Source organism: Enterococcus sp. SB12 (genome assembly GCF_030910025.2).
GTDB lineage: Bacteria > Bacillota > Bacilli > Lactobacillales > Enterococcaceae > Enterococcus_B > Enterococcus_B faecium.
Genome location: NZ_CP175675.1, coordinates 706121 through 726904, shown reverse-complemented (window position 1 = coordinate 726904; position 20784 = coordinate 706121). Strand labels below are relative to the sequence as shown.

The 20784-nt window shown below is 39.1% G+C and carries 18 protein-coding genes and 1 other annotated feature; of the genes, 2 read left to right on the top strand and 16 right to left on the bottom strand.

Annotated elements, in window-relative coordinates; translation table 11 throughout:
• From RBL01_RS03475 to RBL01_RS03440, 8 genes are read right to left on the bottom strand one after another with little or no spacing between them, the layout of a single operon-like run.
• Positions 1-1377 carry a V-type ATP synthase subunit B gene (locus tag RBL01_RS03475; RefSeq protein WP_002292842.1) on the bottom strand — a complete coding sequence of 459 codons (1377 nt, stop codon included), beginning with the start codon at positions 1375-1377 and terminating at the stop codon, positions 1-3.
• Entirely contained in the window at positions 1370-3151 is a 1782-nt protein-coding gene (locus RBL01_RS03470; RefSeq protein WP_307780842.1) for a V-type ATP synthase subunit A, read from the bottom strand. Before RBL01_RS03470 ends, RBL01_RS03475 begins: the two co-directional genes overlap by 8 nt.
• 21 nt (positions 3152-3172) lie before the next feature.
• Positions 3173-3484 carry a V-type ATP synthase subunit F gene (locus RBL01_RS03465; protein WP_002292844.1) on the bottom strand — a complete coding sequence of 104 codons (312 nt, stop codon included), beginning with the start codon at positions 3482-3484 and terminating at the stop codon, positions 3173-3175.
• Positions 3474-4460, bottom strand: a complete 987-nt coding sequence (locus RBL01_RS03460) for a V-type ATPase subunit (RefSeq protein ID WP_002306177.1) — start codon at positions 4458-4460, stop codon at positions 3474-3476. Before RBL01_RS03460 ends, RBL01_RS03465 begins: the two co-directional genes overlap by 11 nt.
• 14 nt (positions 4461-4474) lie before the next feature.
• Complete coding sequence (locus tag RBL01_RS03455) at positions 4475-5059, bottom strand: V-type sodium ATP synthase subunit E (protein ID WP_002295097.1); 585 nt, start codon at positions 5057-5059, stop codon at positions 4475-4477.
• Between the two features lie 20 nt (positions 5060-5079).
• Positions 5080-5550, bottom strand: a complete 471-nt coding sequence (locus RBL01_RS03450) for a V-type ATP synthase subunit K (RefSeq protein WP_002292848.1) — start codon at positions 5548-5550, stop codon at positions 5080-5082.
• 18 nt (positions 5551-5568) lie between these two features.
• On the bottom strand, positions 5569-7572 hold the full coding sequence (locus tag RBL01_RS03445; protein ID WP_002318568.1) for a V-type ATP synthase subunit I: 2004 nt from the start codon (positions 7570-7572) through the stop codon (positions 5569-5571).
• Positions 7559-7891 carry a hypothetical protein gene (locus RBL01_RS03440; protein ID WP_002349065.1) on the bottom strand — a complete coding sequence of 111 codons (333 nt, stop codon included), beginning with the start codon at positions 7889-7891 and terminating at the stop codon, positions 7559-7561. The genes RBL01_RS03445 and RBL01_RS03440 overlap by 14 nt, the downstream gene beginning before the upstream one ends.
• A gap of 99 nt (positions 7892-7990) precedes the next feature.
• Positions 7991-8038 (bottom strand) — a sequence feature (sodium ion sensor (DUF1646 type); this cis-regulatory element may regulate processes involved in with the transportation of sodium ions).
• A 189-nt stretch (positions 8039-8227) separates the two neighbouring features.
• Here RBL01_RS03440 and RBL01_RS03435 point away from each other — a divergent pair.
• Positions 8228-8947, top strand: a complete 720-nt coding sequence (locus RBL01_RS03435) for a gamma-glutamyl-gamma-aminobutyrate hydrolase family protein (protein ID WP_010721984.1) — start codon at positions 8228-8230, stop codon at positions 8945-8947.
• A 327-nt stretch (positions 8948-9274) separates the two neighbouring features.
• On the opposite strand, the gene RBL01_RS03430 is transcribed toward RBL01_RS03435, so the two are convergent.
• The 8 genes from RBL01_RS03430 to zapA form a co-directional block, all read right to left on the bottom strand.
• Positions 9275-11173 (bottom strand): fructose-bisphosphatase class III, encoded by a 1899-nt coding sequence (locus tag RBL01_RS03430; RefSeq protein WP_010721985.1) that lies wholly within the window; start codon positions 11171-11173, stop codon positions 9275-9277.
• Between the two features lie 160 nt (positions 11174-11333).
• Positions 11334-12596 (bottom strand): ABC transporter permease, encoded by a 1263-nt coding sequence (locus tag RBL01_RS03425; protein ID WP_002296456.1) that lies wholly within the window; start codon positions 12594-12596, stop codon positions 11334-11336.
• Complete coding sequence (locus tag RBL01_RS03420; protein WP_002295091.1) at positions 12589-13488, bottom strand: ABC transporter ATP-binding protein; 900 nt, start codon at positions 13486-13488, stop codon at positions 12589-12591. Before RBL01_RS03420 ends, RBL01_RS03425 begins: the two co-directional genes overlap by 8 nt.
• A gap of 144 nt (positions 13489-13632) precedes the next feature.
• Complete coding sequence (uvrC, locus tag RBL01_RS03415) at positions 13633-15411, bottom strand: excinuclease ABC subunit UvrC (protein ID WP_038809698.1); 1779 nt, start codon at positions 15409-15411, stop codon at positions 13633-13635.
• Positions 15412-15592: 181 nt separating this feature from the next.
• On the bottom strand, positions 15593-15907 hold the full coding sequence (gene trxA / locus RBL01_RS03410) for a thioredoxin (RefSeq protein ID WP_002290803.1): 315 nt from the start codon (positions 15905-15907) through the stop codon (positions 15593-15595).
• A gap of 86 nt (positions 15908-15993) precedes the next feature.
• The gene (locus RBL01_RS03405) at positions 15994-18354 is read right to left on the bottom strand and encodes an endonuclease MutS2 (RefSeq protein ID WP_165537813.1); all 2361 of its coding nucleotides are present in this window, start codon (positions 18352-18354) and stop codon (positions 15994-15996) included.
• 114 nt (positions 18355-18468) lie between these two features.
• Positions 18469-19017, bottom strand: coding sequence for a CvpA family protein (locus tag RBL01_RS03400; RefSeq protein ID WP_038809700.1), 549 nt, complete (start codon positions 19015-19017; stop codon positions 18469-18471).
• Between the two features lie 57 nt (positions 19018-19074).
• Entirely contained in the window at positions 19075-19512 is a 438-nt protein-coding gene (zapA, locus tag RBL01_RS03395; protein ID WP_002290800.1) for a cell division protein ZapA, read from the bottom strand.
• Between the two features lie 201 nt (positions 19513-19713).
• Here zapA and rnhC point away from each other — a divergent pair, with 201 nt between their 5' ends.
• Entirely contained in the window at positions 19714-20631 is a 918-nt protein-coding gene (gene rnhC / locus RBL01_RS03390) for a ribonuclease HIII (RefSeq protein ID WP_038809701.1), read from the top strand.
• Positions 20632-20784 lie beyond the last annotated feature (153 nt).

The window sequence follows — 20784 nt, the reverse complement described above, 5'->3', positions numbered from 1 at the left end:
TCACTTCCCTTCTGGCAGATATTTGTCCAGCATGTCGTCTTTGATTCGTTTTAATTCGGTTCTTGGCAACATCGATAGCAGTTCCCACCCTAGATCAAGTGTTTCAGTAATCGAACGGTTCGTGTAGAATCCTTGATTGACATATTCTTTTTCAAACCGCTCAGCAAACTTCGCATAGATCTTGTCTACATCAGATAAAGCAGATTCACCTAAAACTACGGCTAATTCTTTTGCCTGTTTTCCTTGTGCATAGGCTGCAAAAAGCTGATTCATCGTAGCTGCATGGTCTTCTCTTGTCTTTCCGGGTCCAGTTCCCTTATCTTTTAACCGCGAAAGAGACGGGAGTACATCAATTGGTGGCTGAATCCCACTCTTGTAAAGCTCTCTAGTCAAGATGATCTGTCCTTCTGTAATATAACCAGTCAAGTCAGGGATTGGATGAGTTTTATCGTCTTCTGGCATTGTTAGAATCGGAATTTGAGTAACCGATCCTTTTAGTCCGCGGATTCTTCCTGCTCGTTCGAATAAAGTAGCTAAGTTCGTGTAAAGATACCCAGGATATCCTCTTCTTCCTGGAACTTCTCGCCGTGCTGCAGAAATCTCTCGCAATGCCTCTGCATAGTTGGTCATGTCTGTCATGATAACCAAAACATGCATTCCCTTTTCATAAGCAAGATATTCTGCAGCAGTCAAAGCCATACGAGGAGTAGCGATACGTTCGATTGCAGGGTCGTTTGCTAAATTCATAAACATGACAGAACGGTCGATTGCGCCCGTTTGACGAAAATCTTCCATGAAAAATTCTGCTTCTTCAAAAGTGATTCCAATAGCAGCAAAGACTACGGCGAAATCATCTGATGAATCGAGTACCGTTGCTTGTCGCGCGATCTGAGCAGCTAATTCTTTATGAGGAAGACCAGAGCCAGAAAATACTGGTAATTTTTGCCCACGAACTAATGTATTCAAATGATCGATTGCAGAGATACCTGTTTGGATAAACTCATCTGGATAATCCCGAGCTACTGGATTGATTACTTCTCCGTTAATATCCAAATGCTTTTCAGGCAGGATCTCTGGTCCGTTATCTTTCGGTCGTCCCAAACCATCGAATACTCGACCGATCATGTCTTCCGATACACCTAGTTCTAAAGGATGGCCTAAAAATCGTACAGAAGAGTCACGTAAATTGATACCACTTGTTCCTTCGAATATTTGGACCATTGCTTTATCTTCTTGGACTTCCAATACTTGTCCACGACGAATCTCGCCATTTTGCATACGAACTTCGATTAATTCTTCATATTTGACACCAGCAACTTTTTCAACCGCCATCAATGGACCGACGACTTCACCGATCGTACGATATTCTTTAATCATCGCTCATGCCTCCTTCTGAAACGATCGTTTGCATCGTTTGCTTGATTTCACCAATAATTTGATCTAGTTTTTCTAATTCTGTTTCCGGGATATATTTGCTTCGTCCGATCCTTTCACGAATCGATACGGTACCGTCCATGATCTCACTTAAATAAGCACCTAACGACAACGCACGGCGTCCTTCTTCACCAAAGGTCAAGATCATCTTCAACATTTTGAATTGTTTCTCTCTTGAAGTGAATGTATCGACATCATCAAAAGCATTTTGCTGCAAATAATCTTCACGAATGGATTTTGCCACTTCTAATGTCAGACGGTCATTATCTGAAAGGGAATCAATCCCTACCAAACGCACGATTTCATTCAGCTGCTGTTCTTCCTGCAAAATACGCATGCCCTCGGTGACCATGGATGCCCAGTCAGCTTGAAGGATATGATCCATATACTTCCCTACTTCTGTTGAATAAAGAGAATAGCTTTGTATCCAATCGATCGAAGGAAAATGTCTTTTTTGGGCTAAACTGGAATCAAGACCCCAGAATACTTTTACGACCCGCAATGTATTTTGTGTGACTGGTTCCGAAATATCCCCTCCAGACGGCGATACAGCACTGATTGCGGTTATACTTCCTTCGCGACCTTCTGATCCTAATGCAATGACTCTTCCAGATCGTTCATAGTATTCCGCAAGCCGTGAACCAAGATAAGCTGGATAACCTTCATCACCAGGCATTTCTTCCAAACGTCCGCTCATCTCACGAAGTGCTTCTGCCCATCGTGAAGTGGAGTCTGCCATGATAGCAACGTCATAACCCATGTCACGGAAATATTCCGCAATTGTGATTCCCGTATAGATAGAAGCTTCTCGAGCTGCTACTGGCATGTTTGATGTATTAGCAATCAATACCGTACGTTCCATCAACGATTCTCCTGTATTAGGGTCAATCAATTCAGGGAATTCATTTAAAACATCCGTCATCTCATTTCCACGCTCGCCACATCCCACATAGACAACCATGTCCACATCGGCCCATTTTGCAATTTGATGCTGAACGACTGTTTTCCCTGCACCAAAAGGACCAGGTACAGCTGCTGCTCCTCCTTTTGTCACTGGGAAGAATGTATCAATCACTCGCTGTCCAGTGATCATGGGTGCATCCGGGTTTAATTTTTCTTTGATTGGCCGACTACGTCTTACTGGCCATTTTTGAAGCATCGTCAAATTTTTGTCACCATTTTCGGTTTCAATGACACATACTGTTTCATCAATAGTGAATGAACCTTTTTCGATTGTTTTGATCGTACCTTTTATCCCATTTGGCACCATGATTTTATGTTTTATAACTTTTGTTTCTTCTACGATCCCGATAACATCTCCAGCACTCACCGTTTCTCCGGCTTCTACTGTTGGTTCGAACCACCATTTTTTCTCATGGTCCAATGCGGGCAATTGAACTCCGCGCCCTAAGAAATTACTTTGTGTGATTTCCATAAAGGTATCTAATGGCCGTTGGATTCCGTCAAACATTTGTGAAATGATCCCTGGTCCTAATTCAACAGATAAAGCTTCACCAGTAGAGCGAACCGGTTCGCCTGGACCAATTCCAGAAGTCTCTTCATATACTTGAATAGACGCCACATCGCCACGCATCTCGATAATTTCTCCGATAACTCCTAGATCTCCCACTAGACACATGTCTTGGATACTGGCATCAGACATGTTCTCAGCCATTACAAGAGGTCCGGAGACTTTTATGATTTTTCCAATTTGCAAAATTTCTATCTCCTTTTCATACTATAAGATATTTTGACCTACTGCTTTTTCTACGTTTTTTTGAATTTCTTCCAGCCCTATCCCTAATGATCCTTGATGATTGGGAATCAATACGATAGCAGGTATCATTTGTTCCTTGTAACGTTCGATCGTTTCTGGGCTCAATGCTGCACATTGCTCTGTGACATAAATCACGCCATACTCATTCTTTGCCATTTCTTCAATTGCCTGACGAACGGTTTGCTTGGTTGTACCATAACGAACATCAAAGCCAAACAATTTGAATGGCAAAACAGAATCTTTGTCGCCAACTACACCGATCTTATGCGTCATAGACTTGTCTCACCCGCTTTCTGATTGTTTCTGATTCGAAATGGCTTCTTTTGCCGATAACCAGTAAACGAAGGTTTTTGCTTTCTACCTCTTTTGCGTTCAAAAAGGCTAGTAGTGGCAGTGGTCCGAAAGCCTGTGTTTGTGCTTCTTGATACAATGAACTTAGATAATCATCTTTCAACTGTTCAAGCTTTACGAGATCAAGATTTCCCTCACGGATGACAGGGCGCAGAAAATCAGCATAATCTGTCTCTAATAGAAAATTCGTGTAATCTTCCATATCTTTATCTACAAAGTTCAAAAATACTTCTTTTTCGATACTTCCCGAGCTGGAAAGTACCGTCGTCATGAACCCATATGTTCTTTTCTGCAATATTCCTCGAGCCATCGTTGTGATATTGGTCAAGTCAATAAAAGCAATGACTTCTGTCAGCAATTCTTGATATCCTAGCTTATCGGCAAGCCGTCGCTGCTCTGTCAAAAACTGTCGATCATAAATCACGTCAATTCCCTGAAGAATGGTAGACTCTTCAAAATAATCACGTACTTCTCGTATACTGTCCATAATGCTTTCAGGGAGTTCATTTGAAACTTGCGTATGAATGGCATCCTTCAAGGTTTCTAATGAATAAAATCCATCGTCGATATACAAATGGTCCAGATTTTGATTTGTCATCTCGGCTTTTGTCAAAACCTTCAGATTATGAAAAGTATAGCGCATCGTATAGATCCAAACGATTTCAGGCTCCGGTGCTGATTCCTTTAACCAGCGAAATAGACGGCTCTGCTCCTTTAAAAGATTCTGTTCGAAGTCATATTCATATCCGTCATAAATATATGGACTGTAAATCGTGGATTTCAATATTTCACCAAGTGCTTCGACAGAATTTGTTTGAATCATCCGTTCAAATGTCTCATTGGACAAAAGTTCAAGCTCTCTTCCGCGAATCAAGGGATTTAGTTCGTGGTATTCCATACACTGATCCCTCCTTATTCGAATAATTGATTGGCAATCTCAAAACTCATCGTTCCTTGGATATCTTGTACAAGGCTGCTGAAAAGAAAATTATACTGAACTCCTTGATCGTTTATCAGAAAACCCGCTTGATCAGCAACAGTTTCATCACTTAAAACCATCATAAAGGGAAGTTCATTGTTCCATTCATCCAACAACGTCTGAGAAAGATAGGCTGCTGATTTTTCTCCAGCAATGAATGCTACTTTTCCTGTCAAAGGTAATGAATACAATGCATTTTTGATAAACTGGATTTGTTCAGATTCATCCCAATTTTCCATTTCAGTTACCGCATCTGCAAACAATCGTCTTAAAAATTCCTGCTTCGCATTCAAATTTTCTTGTCGTACTTCTACTTGCTGGCGATTCCTTAGCTGACGGTATTTTTTTTCGAGTAATTCGATTTGTTTTTCTTTTTGTTTTTGATGTTCTGTTTCAACTTGCGTACGTTTTTGTTCAAAGTTTTGATCGATCTTCATTCGCTCTTCTTGTTCTAACGCCGCTCTTTCCTGCTCTGCTGCTTCGTTCATCTGAGAGATGATTTTTTCAATGGCGTTCATCTGCTTTTCCTCCTTTATGCTTAGGCATTCAACACTAATAAGAAGGAAATAACGAAACCTAAAATCGCGTATGTTTCAACCATCGCAGCAAAAATGATTCCTTTTGTAGCATGTTCAGGTTTTTTCGCTAAAATTTGAATACCTGCCGCTGCGACTTTTCCTTGGGCAATACCTGAAAACAAGCCTGTAAAAGCAATCGGCAGAGAAGCGCCTAGAAAGTTCAGTCCTTGTACAACTGACATATCATTTCCTAAGTTGATAAAAATCAAAAAGGCAATAACAAATCCATACAAACCTTGCGTACCTGGAAGCAATTGCAGAATCAGAGCCTGCCCGAATTTTTCTGGTTGACTTGTTGTCAATGCTGCTGCTGCCTCACCTGTCATTCCAACACCTTTAGCTGAACCGATCCCTGAAAAAATCGTCGCTGTTGCCATCGCTAATACCGCAAATACCATTCCACCATTTTGACTAATTAAGTAATCCATCATTGTATAAAAATCCTCCAATTATTTATTGTTTTTTTTCTTGTGATTGATGTTGACGTATTTTTCCGCCGTTTTCAGCGGATCAAAGGCACGTCCGCCTCCTGTATAAAACTTCCCAAAAAATTCGACATACTGCAATCGTGCGCCATGGACATAGGCACTTAGCAGTGTCAAAAACATATTCAGTGCGTGTAAAGCGATGATCAAAAGGATCCCTACACTGAATCGAGCAGCTGGCGGCATGAAAGCAACTAGCATATTGAATGCCGCTCCAATACTTCCGCCTGAAATACCCAATGCCATCAAACGTGTATAACTGACTAAATCACCGATATAGCCGGTCAGTCCGTAAAGATTATACGCACCTTTGGCAGCACCTTTGACTTTAGACGGCGTTTGGATAATCGGAACGATCAAGATACATAAGGCAGCAATGATCGATAGCCCAGCGCCAAGGTAAACAAATGCTGTATTTTTTATCAACATGGCACCAACCAACGCAATAACGATCCCAATTAGGATCCCTTGCCAGGCAAATCCATCACTGACAGCACTCAAGTAATCTTTTCTCCTGATATTTTCCTTTGCTGCCACAAATAATCCAACCAAAATCTGTATCAGACCGAAAATCACGGATAAAATCAAAATCGTATTGACGTCATCCGTCGTAGATAGGATTGGGAAAGGCAAGCGGATGCCAAACAGTTCTTTTGGTAATGCCTGTCCGAAAAATGAACTGTAGATCAATCCCCAGATGATCGATGGTATCGAGAGAATCTCAAAGAATTTTACGAAACGTTTCATCCCGCGTGGTAGAACAAGTAGTTTTTGAGCTAGTATTGTCCCAATGAGCATCAGCAATCCGTAACCAACATCTGCGACCATCATCCCGAAGAAGACAAGATAAAATGGTGTCATCCAAGGTGTTGGATCTACTTCTTCATATTTTGGCAGACTGTACATTTCAGTCAGCAATTCAAAAGGTTCGACAAGCGGATGGTTTTTCAATTTAGTAGGGACTTCCTGCTGAATCTCTTCTGAGTTTGGTGTTTCGAAACTGACGTATATATCTTCTTCTGATACGGTTTCGTTTAACACATGCAGCAAATTCTGTTTTTCTTCTGCATCTACCCAACCTTGCAAAACGATCAGATAAGTCGCATGGATAAACCGTTCTTTTATTTTTTCTCGTTCTGCAACGGCAAGTGTGACTTCTTCTACCCATTCAAATTCTTGGATATAGCCACTGCACTGACCTAACGCTGTCGTTATCTTCTTTTGCTGCTCGTGAACAATGGATAATTGCTGCTTGGTCTCTTGCAGTTTTTCTTTAGGATTTTGTTCATAAGGATACGTTTCTTTATTGAACCCGTATTTCCCAGCAATTTCTTCTATAACAGCAACTGATTTTTTTAAAGCAACATACGAAAGATAAACTTGTTTTGGCGTATAATCTATTTCTTCCATATAAACGTCATCAAGCTTACTCAGTTCTTCCTTGAAACTTTCAAAATTTGCTGCACTCACAGTCCCCATCTCAAAAATGGTCGTCTTACTTGCATACATACTTGGAGCAATATCCAGCTGTTGCCAATGAAGAAGCCATTCTTCCTCTTCTTCTAAACGATCACGTTCTTCAGTTAGTTGTTCCCACTTTTCTTTTAAATCAAGGACTTCTTTCAATTTATTTATGAAATTTTCTTCGGAATAATTGGCTTCCAAATCTTGTAAGGAAAGTTCTTGACGTTTTAAATGGAGTTTCTTTTGACGGCTATCGCCGTGGTGTTGTATGAATTGGATAGCTTCTTGGATATCTTTCAACCGATTACCTAAAGCGCTTAATTTTGCTTCTTTATCAATAATCGTGGTATCTGGAAAATACTTCTCCACCCACTGGTTGTTTGTTCTATTTTGATACAGATCCCGGATTTCAACGTTTTGGATTCCTTGTACTGCTTGTAAAATCCTCTCCTGATTTCTTTTATCTGAAATGAGGGTCACTTTTTCCATCTTAGTGACGGCCATAAGTTTCTTTCACCCTTTCAATGATCGCACCGATCGCTTGACTCTGATGCTTTTGATATTGATCTTTCAAAGTTGCTTGCACCTTGTCTGCTTCTGCTTTCAATTTCATTTTTTCTTTTTCTAATTCTTGTATTTCGAATTGTTCTTTTTCTTCCACCAACTGTTTTAGTTGTTGTCGATAGTTTGTTTGGATCGTTTCCAATTCCTGCTCTTTTTCTGTTGCATAGATCTTCAGCTGCTGCCGCAGTGTTTGAGCACGCTTTTCATTTTCTTCTTCTGCTTTTCGGATTTGTTCCAAAGCTTCTAACACTTGCTTCACTTCCTTTCGATTTAAAAAAGAGGTACATGCTTTCTTTTTTCATTGAAAGTATGTACCTCTAAAGATAACTTAGTATAGGCAGGCCCCTTCAATAAAATGTCCTTCTCACCCCTTGAAGAACTAGATCCTTGAAGCTTACGCCCAACCTTTTTATTTCTGCTTAATTTTTATTATAACAAATTAAGCAATATTTTCAACTATCGTCATGAATTTCACACGAAATTTCTCTTTACAGATAGTAACACAGCAAGAACAGATAAGTATAGGGGCAAGTCTTACATAGTTTAATTTTTTTATAATCCTTGTTACAATAGGTCTACTTTAGGGGGAATACAAATGAAACCAATCATCGGCATTGCCGGAAATCAACTGATTCGAGCAACAGATACTTTCCAAGGAAATCAAGTGAGCTATACACCGCAAGGATTCGTGGATGCAGTTTTAGATGCTCAAGGATTGCCTCTTATTCTGCCAGTCATGTCTCCAGATTCAGCTTCTCAACTGATTGGACAAATCGACAAACTCATTCTTGCAGGCGGTCAGGATGTTAGTCCGCAACTTTACATGGAAGACCCTCATCCAAAACTAACGGAAACAAATATTCAACGAGACCAATTTGAACAGGCACTGATCTTGGAAGCATTGAAACAAAGAAAACCAATTTTTGCAGTCTGCCGGGGACTCCAACTATTGAATGTCGTTTTGGAAGGTACACTTTATCAAGATCTTTCATTATATCCAAAGTGGTCAGTAAAACATGAACAACAGCCCACTGCCCCGCAATTTACGACTCACGAAGTCAAGATTGTTTCAGACAGTTTGTTAAGCAACCTTCTCCCCGATCCATATTTTGTGAATTCTTACCATCATCAGGCAGTCAAAGATCTTTCACCTTTATTAAAAGCCATCGCTTTTTCTAACGATGGACTCGTTGAAGCGGTTCAAAGCAAAGATGATACGCATAAAATCCTCGGTGTCCAATGGCATCCGGAACTTACCCACCGTGTACATCCATCTGAACAGCGCTTATTCGATTTCTTTGTGAATGAATTTTAATAGACTTTCTGAGGGGTTGTGAAAAAGCTGTTTAGTTTCGAGTATTAAGAAAAATTTTGTGAAAATGGCTTTCAACATTTTTGCATAAATTTGGCTTAATACCGAGAAACTGGCTTTTGAACACCTTTTAAGGAAGAGGTTGTGAAATCAGTGCCTTGACCTGAGTATTAGAGAAACAAAACGGAAAAATAGCTTCTCATATTTTACCGTTTTTTGAGCTAATATCGAGGGTCAGCTGATTGAACACCGTTTATCCGGAAAAAGAGACTGCGACACGACTTTTGTCTCAGTCTCCAGTCTATGGAACAATGTTCACTGGAATTCTTCTCAATCGTCCTTTCGATAGTCCAACAGCCTTTTGAGCTGGGTAATCTGCTGCTGCAGTTCCATACCTTTTGTTGTATCACGATTGAGTTTGCGTGGTAGTTGCTGTTCGATTACTTTTTTCACATTTGTTTGGTCGGATTTTTTTGCAAATTGTTGTTCAATAGGCAAAAACGGATAATGTGTCACGATTTGGAAACCATAAGAATTGCATAATAGTGAATAACCGGCAATTCCTGTCGTTTTTTGATAAGCTTTGGATAAACCTCCGTCAATGACAAATACTTTTCCATTTGCTTTGATCGGTGACTCCCCTTTTTTTACTTTTACTGGCGTGTGCCCATTAATGATTGCTGACCCTTCTTCTTTTGTGTCGAATTCTGCTAAAATTTTTTCACTGAACCACTCTTCATCTCGCAAGTGATAATAAGGATTGCTTTTCTCGATGTGCGTATGAGGCTCTGTGAGAAAATAACGTTCAAAAGTCGCCATTTTACTCTTGCCGAATAAAGGCGAAAATGGCCCACTCCATGCATACCAAATCAAATCGGTTGCTAAATCTTCTTTTGCAGTCAGATCTTTTGCGCTTTCAGTTATCTGTTTTTCAAAAAAGCCCAGCAGTTCTTTTCCGCGATAAGATTGGTCTAATTCAAATGCTAAGAGCTGTCCCTTCTCGTCTACAGGTATACAGCCATGAAACAGCACATGCTGATTGTTCGTGAGATACATTCCCCCTTTTTCGATCAAAAACGTCATATGTTTTTGCATTCTCAAAGAATGCTGGAATGAATACATCAAACTATCAATCACTTTTTGTTCCTCTTCCAAGAATTTTTTTGGATCATCTGGCTGGATCGTTTGAAAACAAGTTCCTTTCAACTCATAGAGCTGATCTTCTAAATCAACCGTTGATGCTTCATAGTCGATTTTTTCCAGCAATTTACGATCGTCCATTTTAAATTCAGGTCGACGATCCAATAACTGATGTTCTGATTTGAATTGAAGGATAGAAAGTGCCTGATGGATCTTTTCTAATTCTTCTTGCTCTCTTTCGGATAGATCTTTACTGTTTTTAGGCGCAAATACTGGATTCTTCTGATAAGTTTGATGAGCAAAAGAAAACAATGGACGTAAATTCAACCCATATTCTTTCTCTAATTCAAATAAATAATTATAGCGTGCTGCAATCCGTAAAAGTGTCAGTAAACATGCCTCAGAGCCGCAATACGCACCAATCCACAAAATATCATGATTTCCCCATTGGATATCTACAGAAGAAAAATCCATGATTCGATCCATCACTTTTGCTGCTTGAGTTCCTCGGTCAAAAATATCTCCAACGATATGCAAATGATCGATGACAGATTTTTGGATCGTCTGTGCAAGTTTCGTTAAAAATTTTTCTTCTTCCTTCATCAAAACAAGTTGTTCAATGATTTTTTTTACATAGTCTTTTTTTCCATTGATACGGTCATCGATATACAAGAGTTCCTCAATGATATAGCTATATTCTTTCGGCAATCCTTTTCGAACTTTTGACCGGGTATATTTGACTGTCGTAAACCGTAAAAGATCGATCAAATGATGGATCAGCTGCGATTTATCTTGTTCTTTGTACCAATCAGTCGTTAATGCATATTCTGGATAAGCCGTAAAAATAGTGAATTGGCTGATATCCGTTTCCGTCATTTGTTCAGAAAAAAGGTCTTTGATCTTTTCTTTAAGATTTCCTGAACCGATACGCAGAATATGATCAAAAGCAGGAAATTCGCCATGTATATCACTCAAAAATAACTCTGTTCCTTTTGGAAGCTGCAAAATTGCTTCGAGATTGATGATTTCCGTGATGACATCTTCCGTTGAGGGGAATTTTTCTGAAAGTAAATCTAAATAACGGTCCATTAAAACGCCTCCAAAAATTGGTATACTCAATATTATAAAGTTGTTGTACACTATTTTCAATGAATATATATCCAATATAGTAAAATAAATAAAATAGGTCTATACAAAAAGAAGCTGGGAACAATAGATGTCCAGCTTCCTTCTGTATTTTAGGATTGTTTTATGCTTTTTTTCGTTCATTCCTCATAATTGAAATCGATTGTTTTAATGAACTCCATAATCCGCCTTCGCTATAAACGAGTACATTCGATTTGTACATGTTTGCAGACAAGATCATCAATAAGAATGTTACGGCTACAAGTACCAACAAGGAAATCAATGCTCCACCCATACCGACTGTCTCATTTGCTAAGCGAACCGGCATAATATATGAAGATAAGAATGGAATATACGAAGTGATCCGAATAACGATATTGTTTGGATCTGAAGCTCCTAGTATCAATCCAAGCATATATCCGCCTAGAGATAGATAAGTCACTGGCAAAATTGCTTTTGCTGTATCTTCTGCTTTGTTGACCAAAGAGCCACATAAAGCTGCTAAAACAGAAAAAATCAAAATGCCAAAGATCATGAATAGAAGAGAATACCACAAGAATGGTCCAATCAAGTTATCCAATGAGATACCGTCTAATATATTTTTGACCATTTCCATATCTTTGAATTGACTGTATCCTATACCAAAAATAATACCGTATAATGCCATTTGCGTTAATGCAACAAGTAAAACACCTGTTAGTTTTCCGTAAAAATGCTTTTGTGCAGTCGTACTGGACAGGATCACTTCCATGATCCGCGTGCCTTTTTCAGAAGCGATCTCTTGTGCAATGATCTGCGCATACGTCAAAATAATAATGAACAAGACAATCGTTGCTACATAACTTACGACATATTGGACTGTCGAGTTATCTTCTCCGACTGTCATTTTTCCTTTTGAATCAAAATTGACTTTTTGTCGAGTCAAACTTGCTTGTTGGCTCAAGCTAGCTACTTCTTCTGGTGAAATGCCTAATTGACTTGCTCGAAGCATCGATTGCAAGCCAGTCAGTTGTTGTTGTATCAGTAGTTGTGTACTTTGTCCTAATGAATTTTCGCTATAAAGCATCCCATTTATCTTATCATTCTCAGTTGAGACTACTAAATACGCATCGATTTTTTCTTCCGAAAGCTCTTTTTGTGCTTTTTCTTCAGAATCAACTGCTTTGAACTCAAAATCATCTGTTTTGACTTGGCTCATTTGCTGACTGATTTGCTCATTATCAGCCAATACGCCGATTTTATTGACATCACTATTTTGTTGAGCAAAGTTTCCTGCTACATAAATGATACCCAGCATGATAAAAGGGACTAATATCATGATCAAGAAAGAAATCGACTTAACATTTTTTAAATAGACATCTTTGGTAATAATCCAAAACTTACGCATCGATTTCACCTGCTTTCAATTTGAAAATCTCTTCCAAAGTTGGCGGTTGCTGGTTAAACATAGGAATGTAGCCGAACTGAGTCGCACGAGTAAAGATTTCTTTCCCAGCTTCAGGATCTTCTAAGGTAATCTCTAACGTATTGTCTTCATGAAGGATCACTTTTTTCACGCCTTCGATTTCTTCTACTTCCTGTTGGCTTAAACCAGATTCCAAGAATAACTTCGTACGGCCAAATGATTCACGAATCTCATGTACTTTTCCATTCAAAACCATTTTTCCGTTTCGCAACATGATCAAATGATCGCAGATTTTTTCTACATTATCCATATTGTGGCTAGAAAAAATGACACATGAACCATGTTTTTTCAATTCCAATATTCCATCTTTTAGCAATTCAGCATTTACCGGATCTAACCCGCTGAATGGCTCATCCAAAATGATCAATTTAGGTTCATGGATTAACGTGGCGATCAGCTGGACTTTTTGCTGATTTCCTTTAGACAAAGATTTTACTTTATCCGTCTTTTTCCCTTTTACCTGAAATTTTTCCATCCAAAAATCGATTTTTGGTTCAATCTCTTTTCTTGATTTCCCTCTAAGTTCTGCAAAATAAAGCAGTTGGTCTTGAATCGTTACTTTCGGATAAAGTCCCCGTTCCTCCGGAAGATAACCGATGACATCATAATCTTTCTCCCCAAGATGATGGCCATTCCATAACACTTCTCCTTGGTCTTGTGTCAAAAAATCCAAGATCAAACGAAAAGTCGTTGTCTTCCCAGCCCCGTTTTGGCCAATTAGCCCCATGATTTTTCCATCGGGGATTTGGAAAGAGACATGATCGACAGCTGTGTAGTTCCCAAAAGTTTTAACAAGATCCTTGACTTCTAACATTTCTTCACTCCTTCTTCAAGAAATCACATATATCCTTAGACACCAGACGTAAGCGATTTATTATTTACCAACAAAACGTAAACGCTCTTTTTGTTGTACATAAAATGATAGGACACTTTACTTTCTTTGTAAAGTGCCCTTTCCTCATTCCTGATGTAATTTATCAAATACGTTTTGTGCGACATTTTTCGGCAGTCCGATTTCTTGTAATTCTTCTGTCGTGGCTGCTGTGATATTTTTCAACGATTTGAACTCTTTAAGCAGCATTTTTTTTCGTTTTGGTCCTAACCCTTCAATTTCATCTAATCGGGAAGCAAAACTGTTTTTACTGCGTAGCTGCCGATGGAAAGTGATTGCGAATCGATGGACTTCATCTTGGATTCGCTGGAGTAAGAAAAACTCTGGTGAATTTCGCTCAAGCGGTACTACAGCCAAATCTGTACCGAATAGCAACTCATTTGTTTTATGTTTATCGTTTTTTGCCATGCCAGCAATAGGAATATCGATTCCTAATTGATTTTCTAAGACATCTTTTGCCACATCTACTTGTCCTTTTCCTCCATCGATCAAGATCAAATCAGGTAAAGGCAACCCTTCGCGAATCACTCGTGAATATCTGCGATAGATGACTTCTCTCATTGATGCATAATCATCCGGTCCGTTGACTGTTTTTATTTTATATTTCCGATATTCTTTTCTTGCCGGTTTTCCATCAATGAATACGACCATCGCAGCCACAGGATTCGTCCCCATGATATTAGAGTTATCAAAAGACTCGATACGTATTGGGGTCGGGATATTCATCGCGTTTCCTAAACGTTCAACTGCTCCGATCGTCCGTTCCTGTTTTCTGGCAATCAGATCAAACCGTTCATTCAAAGCAACTGAGGCATTCTTATTCGCCAATTCAACTAATTTTTTCTTTTCTCCTCGTTTTGGTTGCAGCACTTTCGTAGCTAACAAAGCTTCTACAATGGGCTTGTCGATCGTATCAGGAATCAAGACTTCTTTAGGAATGAAATGCTCATTTTCCTGATAAAACTGACCGAGGTAAGTCAAGAAATCTTCTTCTGCTTCGTTATAGAAAGGAAACATTGAAACATCTCGTTCAATTAGCTTTCCTTGTCTTACGAAAAACACTTGGACACACATCCATCCTTTGTCAATCGCATAACCAAATACATCTCGATCCAGTAAATCAGTATTTGTCATTTTTTGGCGAGTCATGATTGTCTCAATGGCACGGATCTGGTCTCGGTATTCTGCAGCTTTTTCAAACTCCATGTTTTCAGCAGCTTTTTCCATTTTCTGATGGATCTCTGACTCGATTTTTTCGTGTCCTCCGTTTAAAAAGTTTTTCACTTCATCAACGATTTTCGCATAGACTTTCGGATCTACGTCGAAATAATAAGGACACAGACATTGTCCCAAATGATAGTAAAGACAAGGCTCCTTCGTCTGACTAGGTTTGCATTTTCTCAGAGGAAATAATCGATCGAGGATCTTCTTTGTCTCATTCGCCGCACCGACATCGGGATATGGTCCAAAATACAGTGCTTTGTCTTTTAGTACCTTACGAGTAATCACCAAACGGGGATATTTTTCATTCGTTATCTTAAGGAAAGGATAGGTTTTATCATCCTTTAACATAATGTTGTATTTAGGATCATTTTTCTTTATCAGATTGATCTCTAAGAGCAATGCTTCGATATTCGATTCTGTAACGATGTATTCAAAGTCTTCGATTTCACTAACAAGCCGTTCCGTTTTCGTATTATGGCTGCCAGTAAAATATGAGCGGACACGATTTTTTAATATTTTGGCTTTGCCGACATAAATGATCGTTCCATTTTTATCTTTCATCAAGTAACAGCCGGGCTGATCAGGAAGTAAAGCTAATTTGTTTTTGATTCGTTCGTTCATCTGGTACTCCCCTTCATATTCAATTAAAGTTATTATAGCATGTCTGTCAAAAAAACAATCCAGCCTGACAACGTAATTATACTCAAAAAATATTAATTTGAATAACCTTAACTCAACCGCAAAAAAACCGAGGACGGAACTGGATTCAGTCCCACCCTCAGCTTATTTTTGCTTTAAGTTTTTATAAATATTGATCGATCATTTGACGTAGTTGTTCTTTTGAATGAACACCAACAGCTTTTTCTACTACTTGACCATCTTTTTTCAACATTAATGTTGGAATGCTCATGATACCGAATTGTTGAGGAGTTTCTGGATTTTCATCCACATCCATTTTAGCAATTCTGAATTCTTCTTCATCATATTCTTGTTCCAACTGATCCAAAATCGGTGCTTGCATACGACATGGACCACACCAAGTTGCCCAAAAATCAATCAATACAAGTCCTTTATCTGTTTCTTCATTAAATGTCTTATCTGTAATTACTTGTGACATATCAAAGACCTCCATTTTTAAAATCTATGACTAGTATAGCATTTCTATACTTGGATAGCGAACCATCTGCTTACCTTTAGTAAGCTTTACTTAAATTTAACAATTGTCGCACCATTTCCGCCTTGGTTTGCCGGTGCAAACTCAAAGCTTTTGACGCTCCGATGGTTTTTAAGATAATCAGTAATTCCCTTGCGAAGTGCGCCTGTTCCTTTTCCGTGGACAATAGTCACTTGAGGATAACCAGCTAGAATGGCAGAATCCAAATATTGATCTACCTCACTTAGCGCTTCTTCGTATCGTTTTCCTCGAAGGTCCAATTGATTCGGCACGTGACTACTAGATTCAGATCGTACAGCATGGATAACTCGTTGTGTCGGCTCTTTTTGAGGAGCAACAGGCGTCAGCTCGTCTTCGGATACATTCATTTTTAATATACCGATTTCTACTTGCCACTGATTCCCGTTTTTACGTAAAAGCGTCCCTCTTTGGCCGTAAGTCGTAACCAACACTTCGTCTCCCGGTTTCAACGTTTTTTGTTCTTTCGCCTTCTTCAATACTTTATTTTTCTTCAAAGTTTCTTCTTGATGTAGATTTGCTAATTGGGTCTTTGCATCGATCAACTGATGCTCTTTCACATTTCCTTGCCCAATCTGCTGTTGCATTTTACGAATATCAGCAATGATTTTTTCTGCTTTTTCTTCCGCCTCTGACACGACTTCGTTTGCTTTTTTCTTTGCTTTTTCCATTTCTTTTTCACGTTCTTCAAAGAAATAGCTGTAAGCTTCTTTCAAATCATCGTGAAGTTCTTGTGCCTCAGAAACAAAATGACGCATTTCCAGATATTCGGTCTCTGCCATTTTCCGGCGATTCTCTAAATCTGTGATCATTTCGTTTAAATCTTGGCTCTCATCATTCATCAACTGCTTCGCTTCATCAATAACTTCTGTATCAAGACCTAATCGGCTAGAGATTTCAAACGCATTGCTTCGTCCAGGAACGCCAATCAGCAAACGATACGTTGGACTTAGTGTATCCACATCGAACTCCATGCTGGCATTAATCGTATTTGCCCGATTGTATCCATAAACTTTCAATTCAGGATAATGCGTTGTTGCCATCACATAAGCAGACTTTTTACCAAGATCATCTAAGATTGCGATTGCTAGAGCAGCACCTTCTTGCGGATCTGTTCCTGCACCGAGCTCGTCAAATAATACCAGACTTTTTTCATTGACTTTTGATAAAATATCTACAGTGTTCGTCATATGAGAAGAAAAGGTCGATAGACTTTGCTCAATCGACTGTTCGTCTCCTATATCCGCAAATACTTCCTCAAAAATACCGATTTGACTTTCTTCACCTGCAGGAATCGGTAATCCTGCTTGCCCCATCAGTTGTAACAGACCTAAAGTCTTCAACGTGATCGTTTTCCCACCTGTGTTAGGTCCTGTAATGACGATGGCTTGATAGTCTTTTCCGATTGTGATGTCATTAGGAACTACTTTTTCCTGATCGATCAGCGGATGTCTTGCTTGTTTCAAGACGACATGATTGTCTTCACTGATTCCCGGCACGATGGCTTTTAGTTCTTTACCAAATCGTGCTTTTGCATTCATCAGATCCATTTTACCAATCACATAAGCATTGTGGATGATTTCTTGACGATGTGGAACAAGTTCTGCAGAAAGTTCACTTAAAATACGTTGAATCTCATTTCGTTCAGCGATTTGATATTGACGCAAACGATTATTCAAATCCACCACTTGTTTTGGTTCAATAAATAAAGTCTGTCCTGAAGCACTTTGATCGTGGACTACACCGCCAAATACACCGCGGTATTCTTGTTTGACTGGGATAACGTAGCGGTCATTTCGCATGGTGATGATCGCATCACTTAAATACTTTGCATTTTTCCCACGGACGATCCCATCTAACTGTTCACGAACAGCTTGTTCACTTCGCCGAATGTTCTGTCTTATGCTCTTTAACTCAGGAGAAGCGTCATCAGTCACGCGTCCGTCTTCATCGATTGCTTCCTTTAAACGGCGGCTCAAAACAGGGATCGTGACTAACTGATCTGCCCACATATACAAACGTGCAAATTCGATTTCACTGTCAGAAAGATCATCAATGAAACGATTCAATTCGCTTGTCGTAGACAATACTCTGGAAACTTGTGCAAGCTCCACTCCATTCAAGTCTGCTCCGATCTCAATCCGTTTCATATGGGGACGGATATTTTCAAGTTTAGGTATAGGGATCCCGCCTCGCAGACGTTGCACTTTCAATCCATCCTCAGTTTCTTGAAGCCAGTTTGTGATCGTTTGTTCCTCGCTCACTGGTACCAATTCTGCCAGTTCTTCTTTTCCTTGTGCAGTCACTACAAATTGTCTGACCATCTGTTTGACTTTTTCAAATTCCAATGTTTCAAGGATTCGGTTATTCATTTTATCACCTTATCTTTCACTATGAAAAAAGAGCTGTGCCGGACATACGCTACGCAGCCTTCTTAAATAAACTACTGTGTACAAAAAACGAAATATTTTCCAGCACTGTTTTCCTTAATTCAAAATATTCGTTACCCAAAGCTCATACATCTTGTTGGTAAGAAATGGCGTTCTCTCAACGATAAAACGAGCGAAACTATGCTCGCCGAATTGATTTTGGACCACATCTAATGGAACAAAGGCAAGTAACTGCAAAATCAAAAATATAGTAACGTAAGCCATGATTAGTGACAGGATGCCTCCTGCAATCCAGTCTACCTGTCTCAAGATCGGCACATACGTCAATCCATGGACAAAGACCCCCACAAATCGGGTAATCAGCCAGCCAATCAGCAAAATGATCAGAAAAGCCGTTCCTGCATAAAAAGCTTCATCTAGGTGAAAGGCAAATACTTGATCAAAAAATGTTAACTTTGATGTCGGGGTGACAGCTGGGTATGGAATGTATAATTCCAAATGACTTGCTAATGGTTTGTAAAAATGCTGGGCAGCAATAAATGACAACACATATCCGATTGCGAATATGACTTGTAAAGCAAACCCGCGACGTGCTCCAGAAAAAAACGCAATTAGCAATAAAAATAAAATCAGCAAACTCAGCATGCTACGTTCCTTTCTCTTCTAACTTTTTTAAATTTTTCTTATTTTGATAAAAGGATCTTAATTAGAAGATTTTTGTTTGATTTGTCCTTTTCGTTTTTCATTTAAAATCTGTTGTGCTTCCACATGATTTTTAATAGTATAATCTGCTTGACCATTTTCTTTCAGTACTTCTCGAGCTTCATTCTCGATTGCTTCCATGCGTTTTACGCGATTTTCAAGCTCTGTAAATTTGATCATTTTTTTCTTTAATTCTGCTGTTTCTTCTTCTAGCTCCAAGATTCTTTCTTGTTTCTTCAATTGATCCGAAAGCGCATTGACAGCCATCAAGATCGCTGCTTGTTCATTATCCATTTGTGGTGATAATTGTTTCAATTCTGCTAACTGCTCATTGATCAGCTTCGTTACGATATCCATATGATGCTTGGTTTCCCGTCCGATAATAGTATATGTTTGGTTGGCAATCACTGCTTTGTAGCGTGTTTTTTCGTGCGCCATACGAATCATTTCCTCCTATTTGATGAAAGTTTTATTTAGTGTACCATGAAGTTGGTTCTTTCACCGTTCTCCACAAATATTTTTCACATACTTAACTATTATATGATAAACTTAAAAAAAATGCTATGTCTCGCAATCTCTTAGAAAACGAAAATTCAGGAGTTGCGGTATAGATTTATGTATAAAAACGAGGAGAATTTTATGAGCAACGTCATTATCAAAGCAACGAACGACCAACTTAGTCAAATGAAAGCATACTATCGCTCTTATTTGTTAAATAAACAGATTCCTTATACTATCTTTGCTGCTAAAAAAGACGGGACGACCATCACTGCTTACACATCAGGAAAAGTGATGTTCCAAGGGGCAAACGCAGAAACGGAAGCTCAGCGCTGGGGACAGGCACAGGATAAACAGGCCAAACCAGCAAGAACGGTCTCTTCTTTGCCAAAAAATATCAGTCAATTATCCGTTTTAGGTAGCGATGAAGTCGGAAATGGCAGCTATTTCGGTCCACTAACAGTATGTGCTGCTTATGTGAAACGTGATCAGCTTGCAGAATTACGTAAACTTGGTGTTCGAGATTCAAAAGAGTTAAAAGATAGCCAAATCATCCAACTTGCTGATGTCTTAAAAGAAACTATCCCTTACAAACTACTTGTCTTGCCCCCAGAAAAATACAATGAGATCCAGCCAAAATACAATGCTGTTCGGATGAAAGTCGCTTTGCATAATCAAGCAATCCATTTGCTGCTAAAAAAGATCGCACCAGAAAAACCAGAAGCGATTTTGATCGATCAGTTTACGCCAGAAGCAAATTTTAAAAAATATGCGCGTTTAGAAAAAAATCAATTACAAGAAAGACTGTACTTCGTTACTAAAGGAGAACAATATCATTTATCTGTTGCTGCTGCTTCTATCATCAGTCGTGCCAGCTTTTTAGAAGAGTTAGACAAAGCATCAGCTGAATCTGGAATCACCCTTCCGTCAGGAGCTGGAACGAAATCTGACCAAGTAGCGGCAAAACTATTGGAGAAAGGCGGCATGCCTATGCTTGAAAAATATGCCAAACTTCATTTTGCCAATACAGAAAAAGCTTTGAAGCTACTAAAAAAGTAATGGAACTGTGACAAAAGTCATGTCACAGTCCCTTGTTCCGAATAAACGGTGTTCAATCATCTGATCCTCGGTATTAGCTCAAAAAACGGCAAAATATGAGGAACTATTTTTCCGTTTGTTTCTCTAATACTCAGAACAAAACGTTGATTTCAC

Coding starts and splice junctions, on each gene's coding strand:
- RBL01_RS03475 (WP_002292842.1), bottom strand. CDS start 1,377: ATGATTAAAGAATATCGTACGATCGGTGAAGTCGTCGGTCCATTGATG.
- RBL01_RS03420 (WP_002295091.1), bottom strand. CDS start 13,488: ATGTTAGAAGTCAAGGATCTTGTTAAAACTTTTGGGAACTACACAGCT.
- RBL01_RS03405 (WP_165537813.1), bottom strand. CDS start 18,354: ATGAATAACCGAATCCTTGAAACATTGGAATTTGAAAAAGTCAAACAG.
- RBL01_RS03430 (WP_010721985.1), bottom strand. CDS start 11,173: ATGGACCGTTATTTAGATTTACTTTCAGAAAAATTCCCCTCAACGGAA.
- RBL01_RS03465 (WP_002292844.1), bottom strand. CDS start 3,484: ATGACGCATAAGATCGGTGTAGTTGGCGACAAAGATTCTGTTTTGCCA.
- RBL01_RS03455 (WP_002295097.1), bottom strand. CDS start 5,059: ATGAACGCCATTGAAAAAATCATCTCTCAGATGAACGAAGCAGCAGAG.
- rnhC (WP_038809701.1), top strand. CDS start 19,714: ATGAGCAACGTCATTATCAAAGCAACGAACGACCAACTTAGTCAAATG.
- trxA (WP_002290803.1), bottom strand. CDS start 15,907: ATGTCACAAGTAATTACAGATAAGACATTTAATGAAGAAACAGATAAA.
- uvrC (WP_038809698.1), bottom strand. CDS start 15,411: ATGAACGAACGAATCAAAAACAAATTAGCTTTACTTCCTGATCAGCCC.
- RBL01_RS03460 (WP_002306177.1), bottom strand. CDS start 4,460: ATGGAATACCACGAACTAAATCCCTTGATTCGCGGAAGAGAGCTTGAA.
- RBL01_RS03425 (WP_002296456.1), bottom strand. CDS start 12,596: ATGCGTAAGTTTTGGATTATTACCAAAGATGTCTATTTAAAAAATGTT.
- RBL01_RS03450 (WP_002292848.1), bottom strand. CDS start 5,550: ATGATGGATTACTTAATTAGTCAAAATGGTGGAATGGTATTTGCGGTA.
- zapA (WP_002290800.1), bottom strand. CDS start 19,512: ATGGCGCACGAAAAAACACGCTACAAAGCAGTGATTGCCAACCAAACA.
- RBL01_RS03400 (WP_038809700.1), bottom strand. CDS start 19,017: ATGCTGAGTTTGCTGATTTTATTTTTATTGCTAATTGCGTTTTTTTCT.
- RBL01_RS03435 (WP_010721984.1), top strand. CDS start 8,228: ATGAAACCAATCATCGGCATTGCCGGAAATCAACTGATTCGAGCAACA.
- RBL01_RS03445 (WP_002318568.1), bottom strand. CDS start 7,572: ATGGCCGTCACTAAGATGGAAAAAGTGACCCTCATTTCAGATAAAAGA.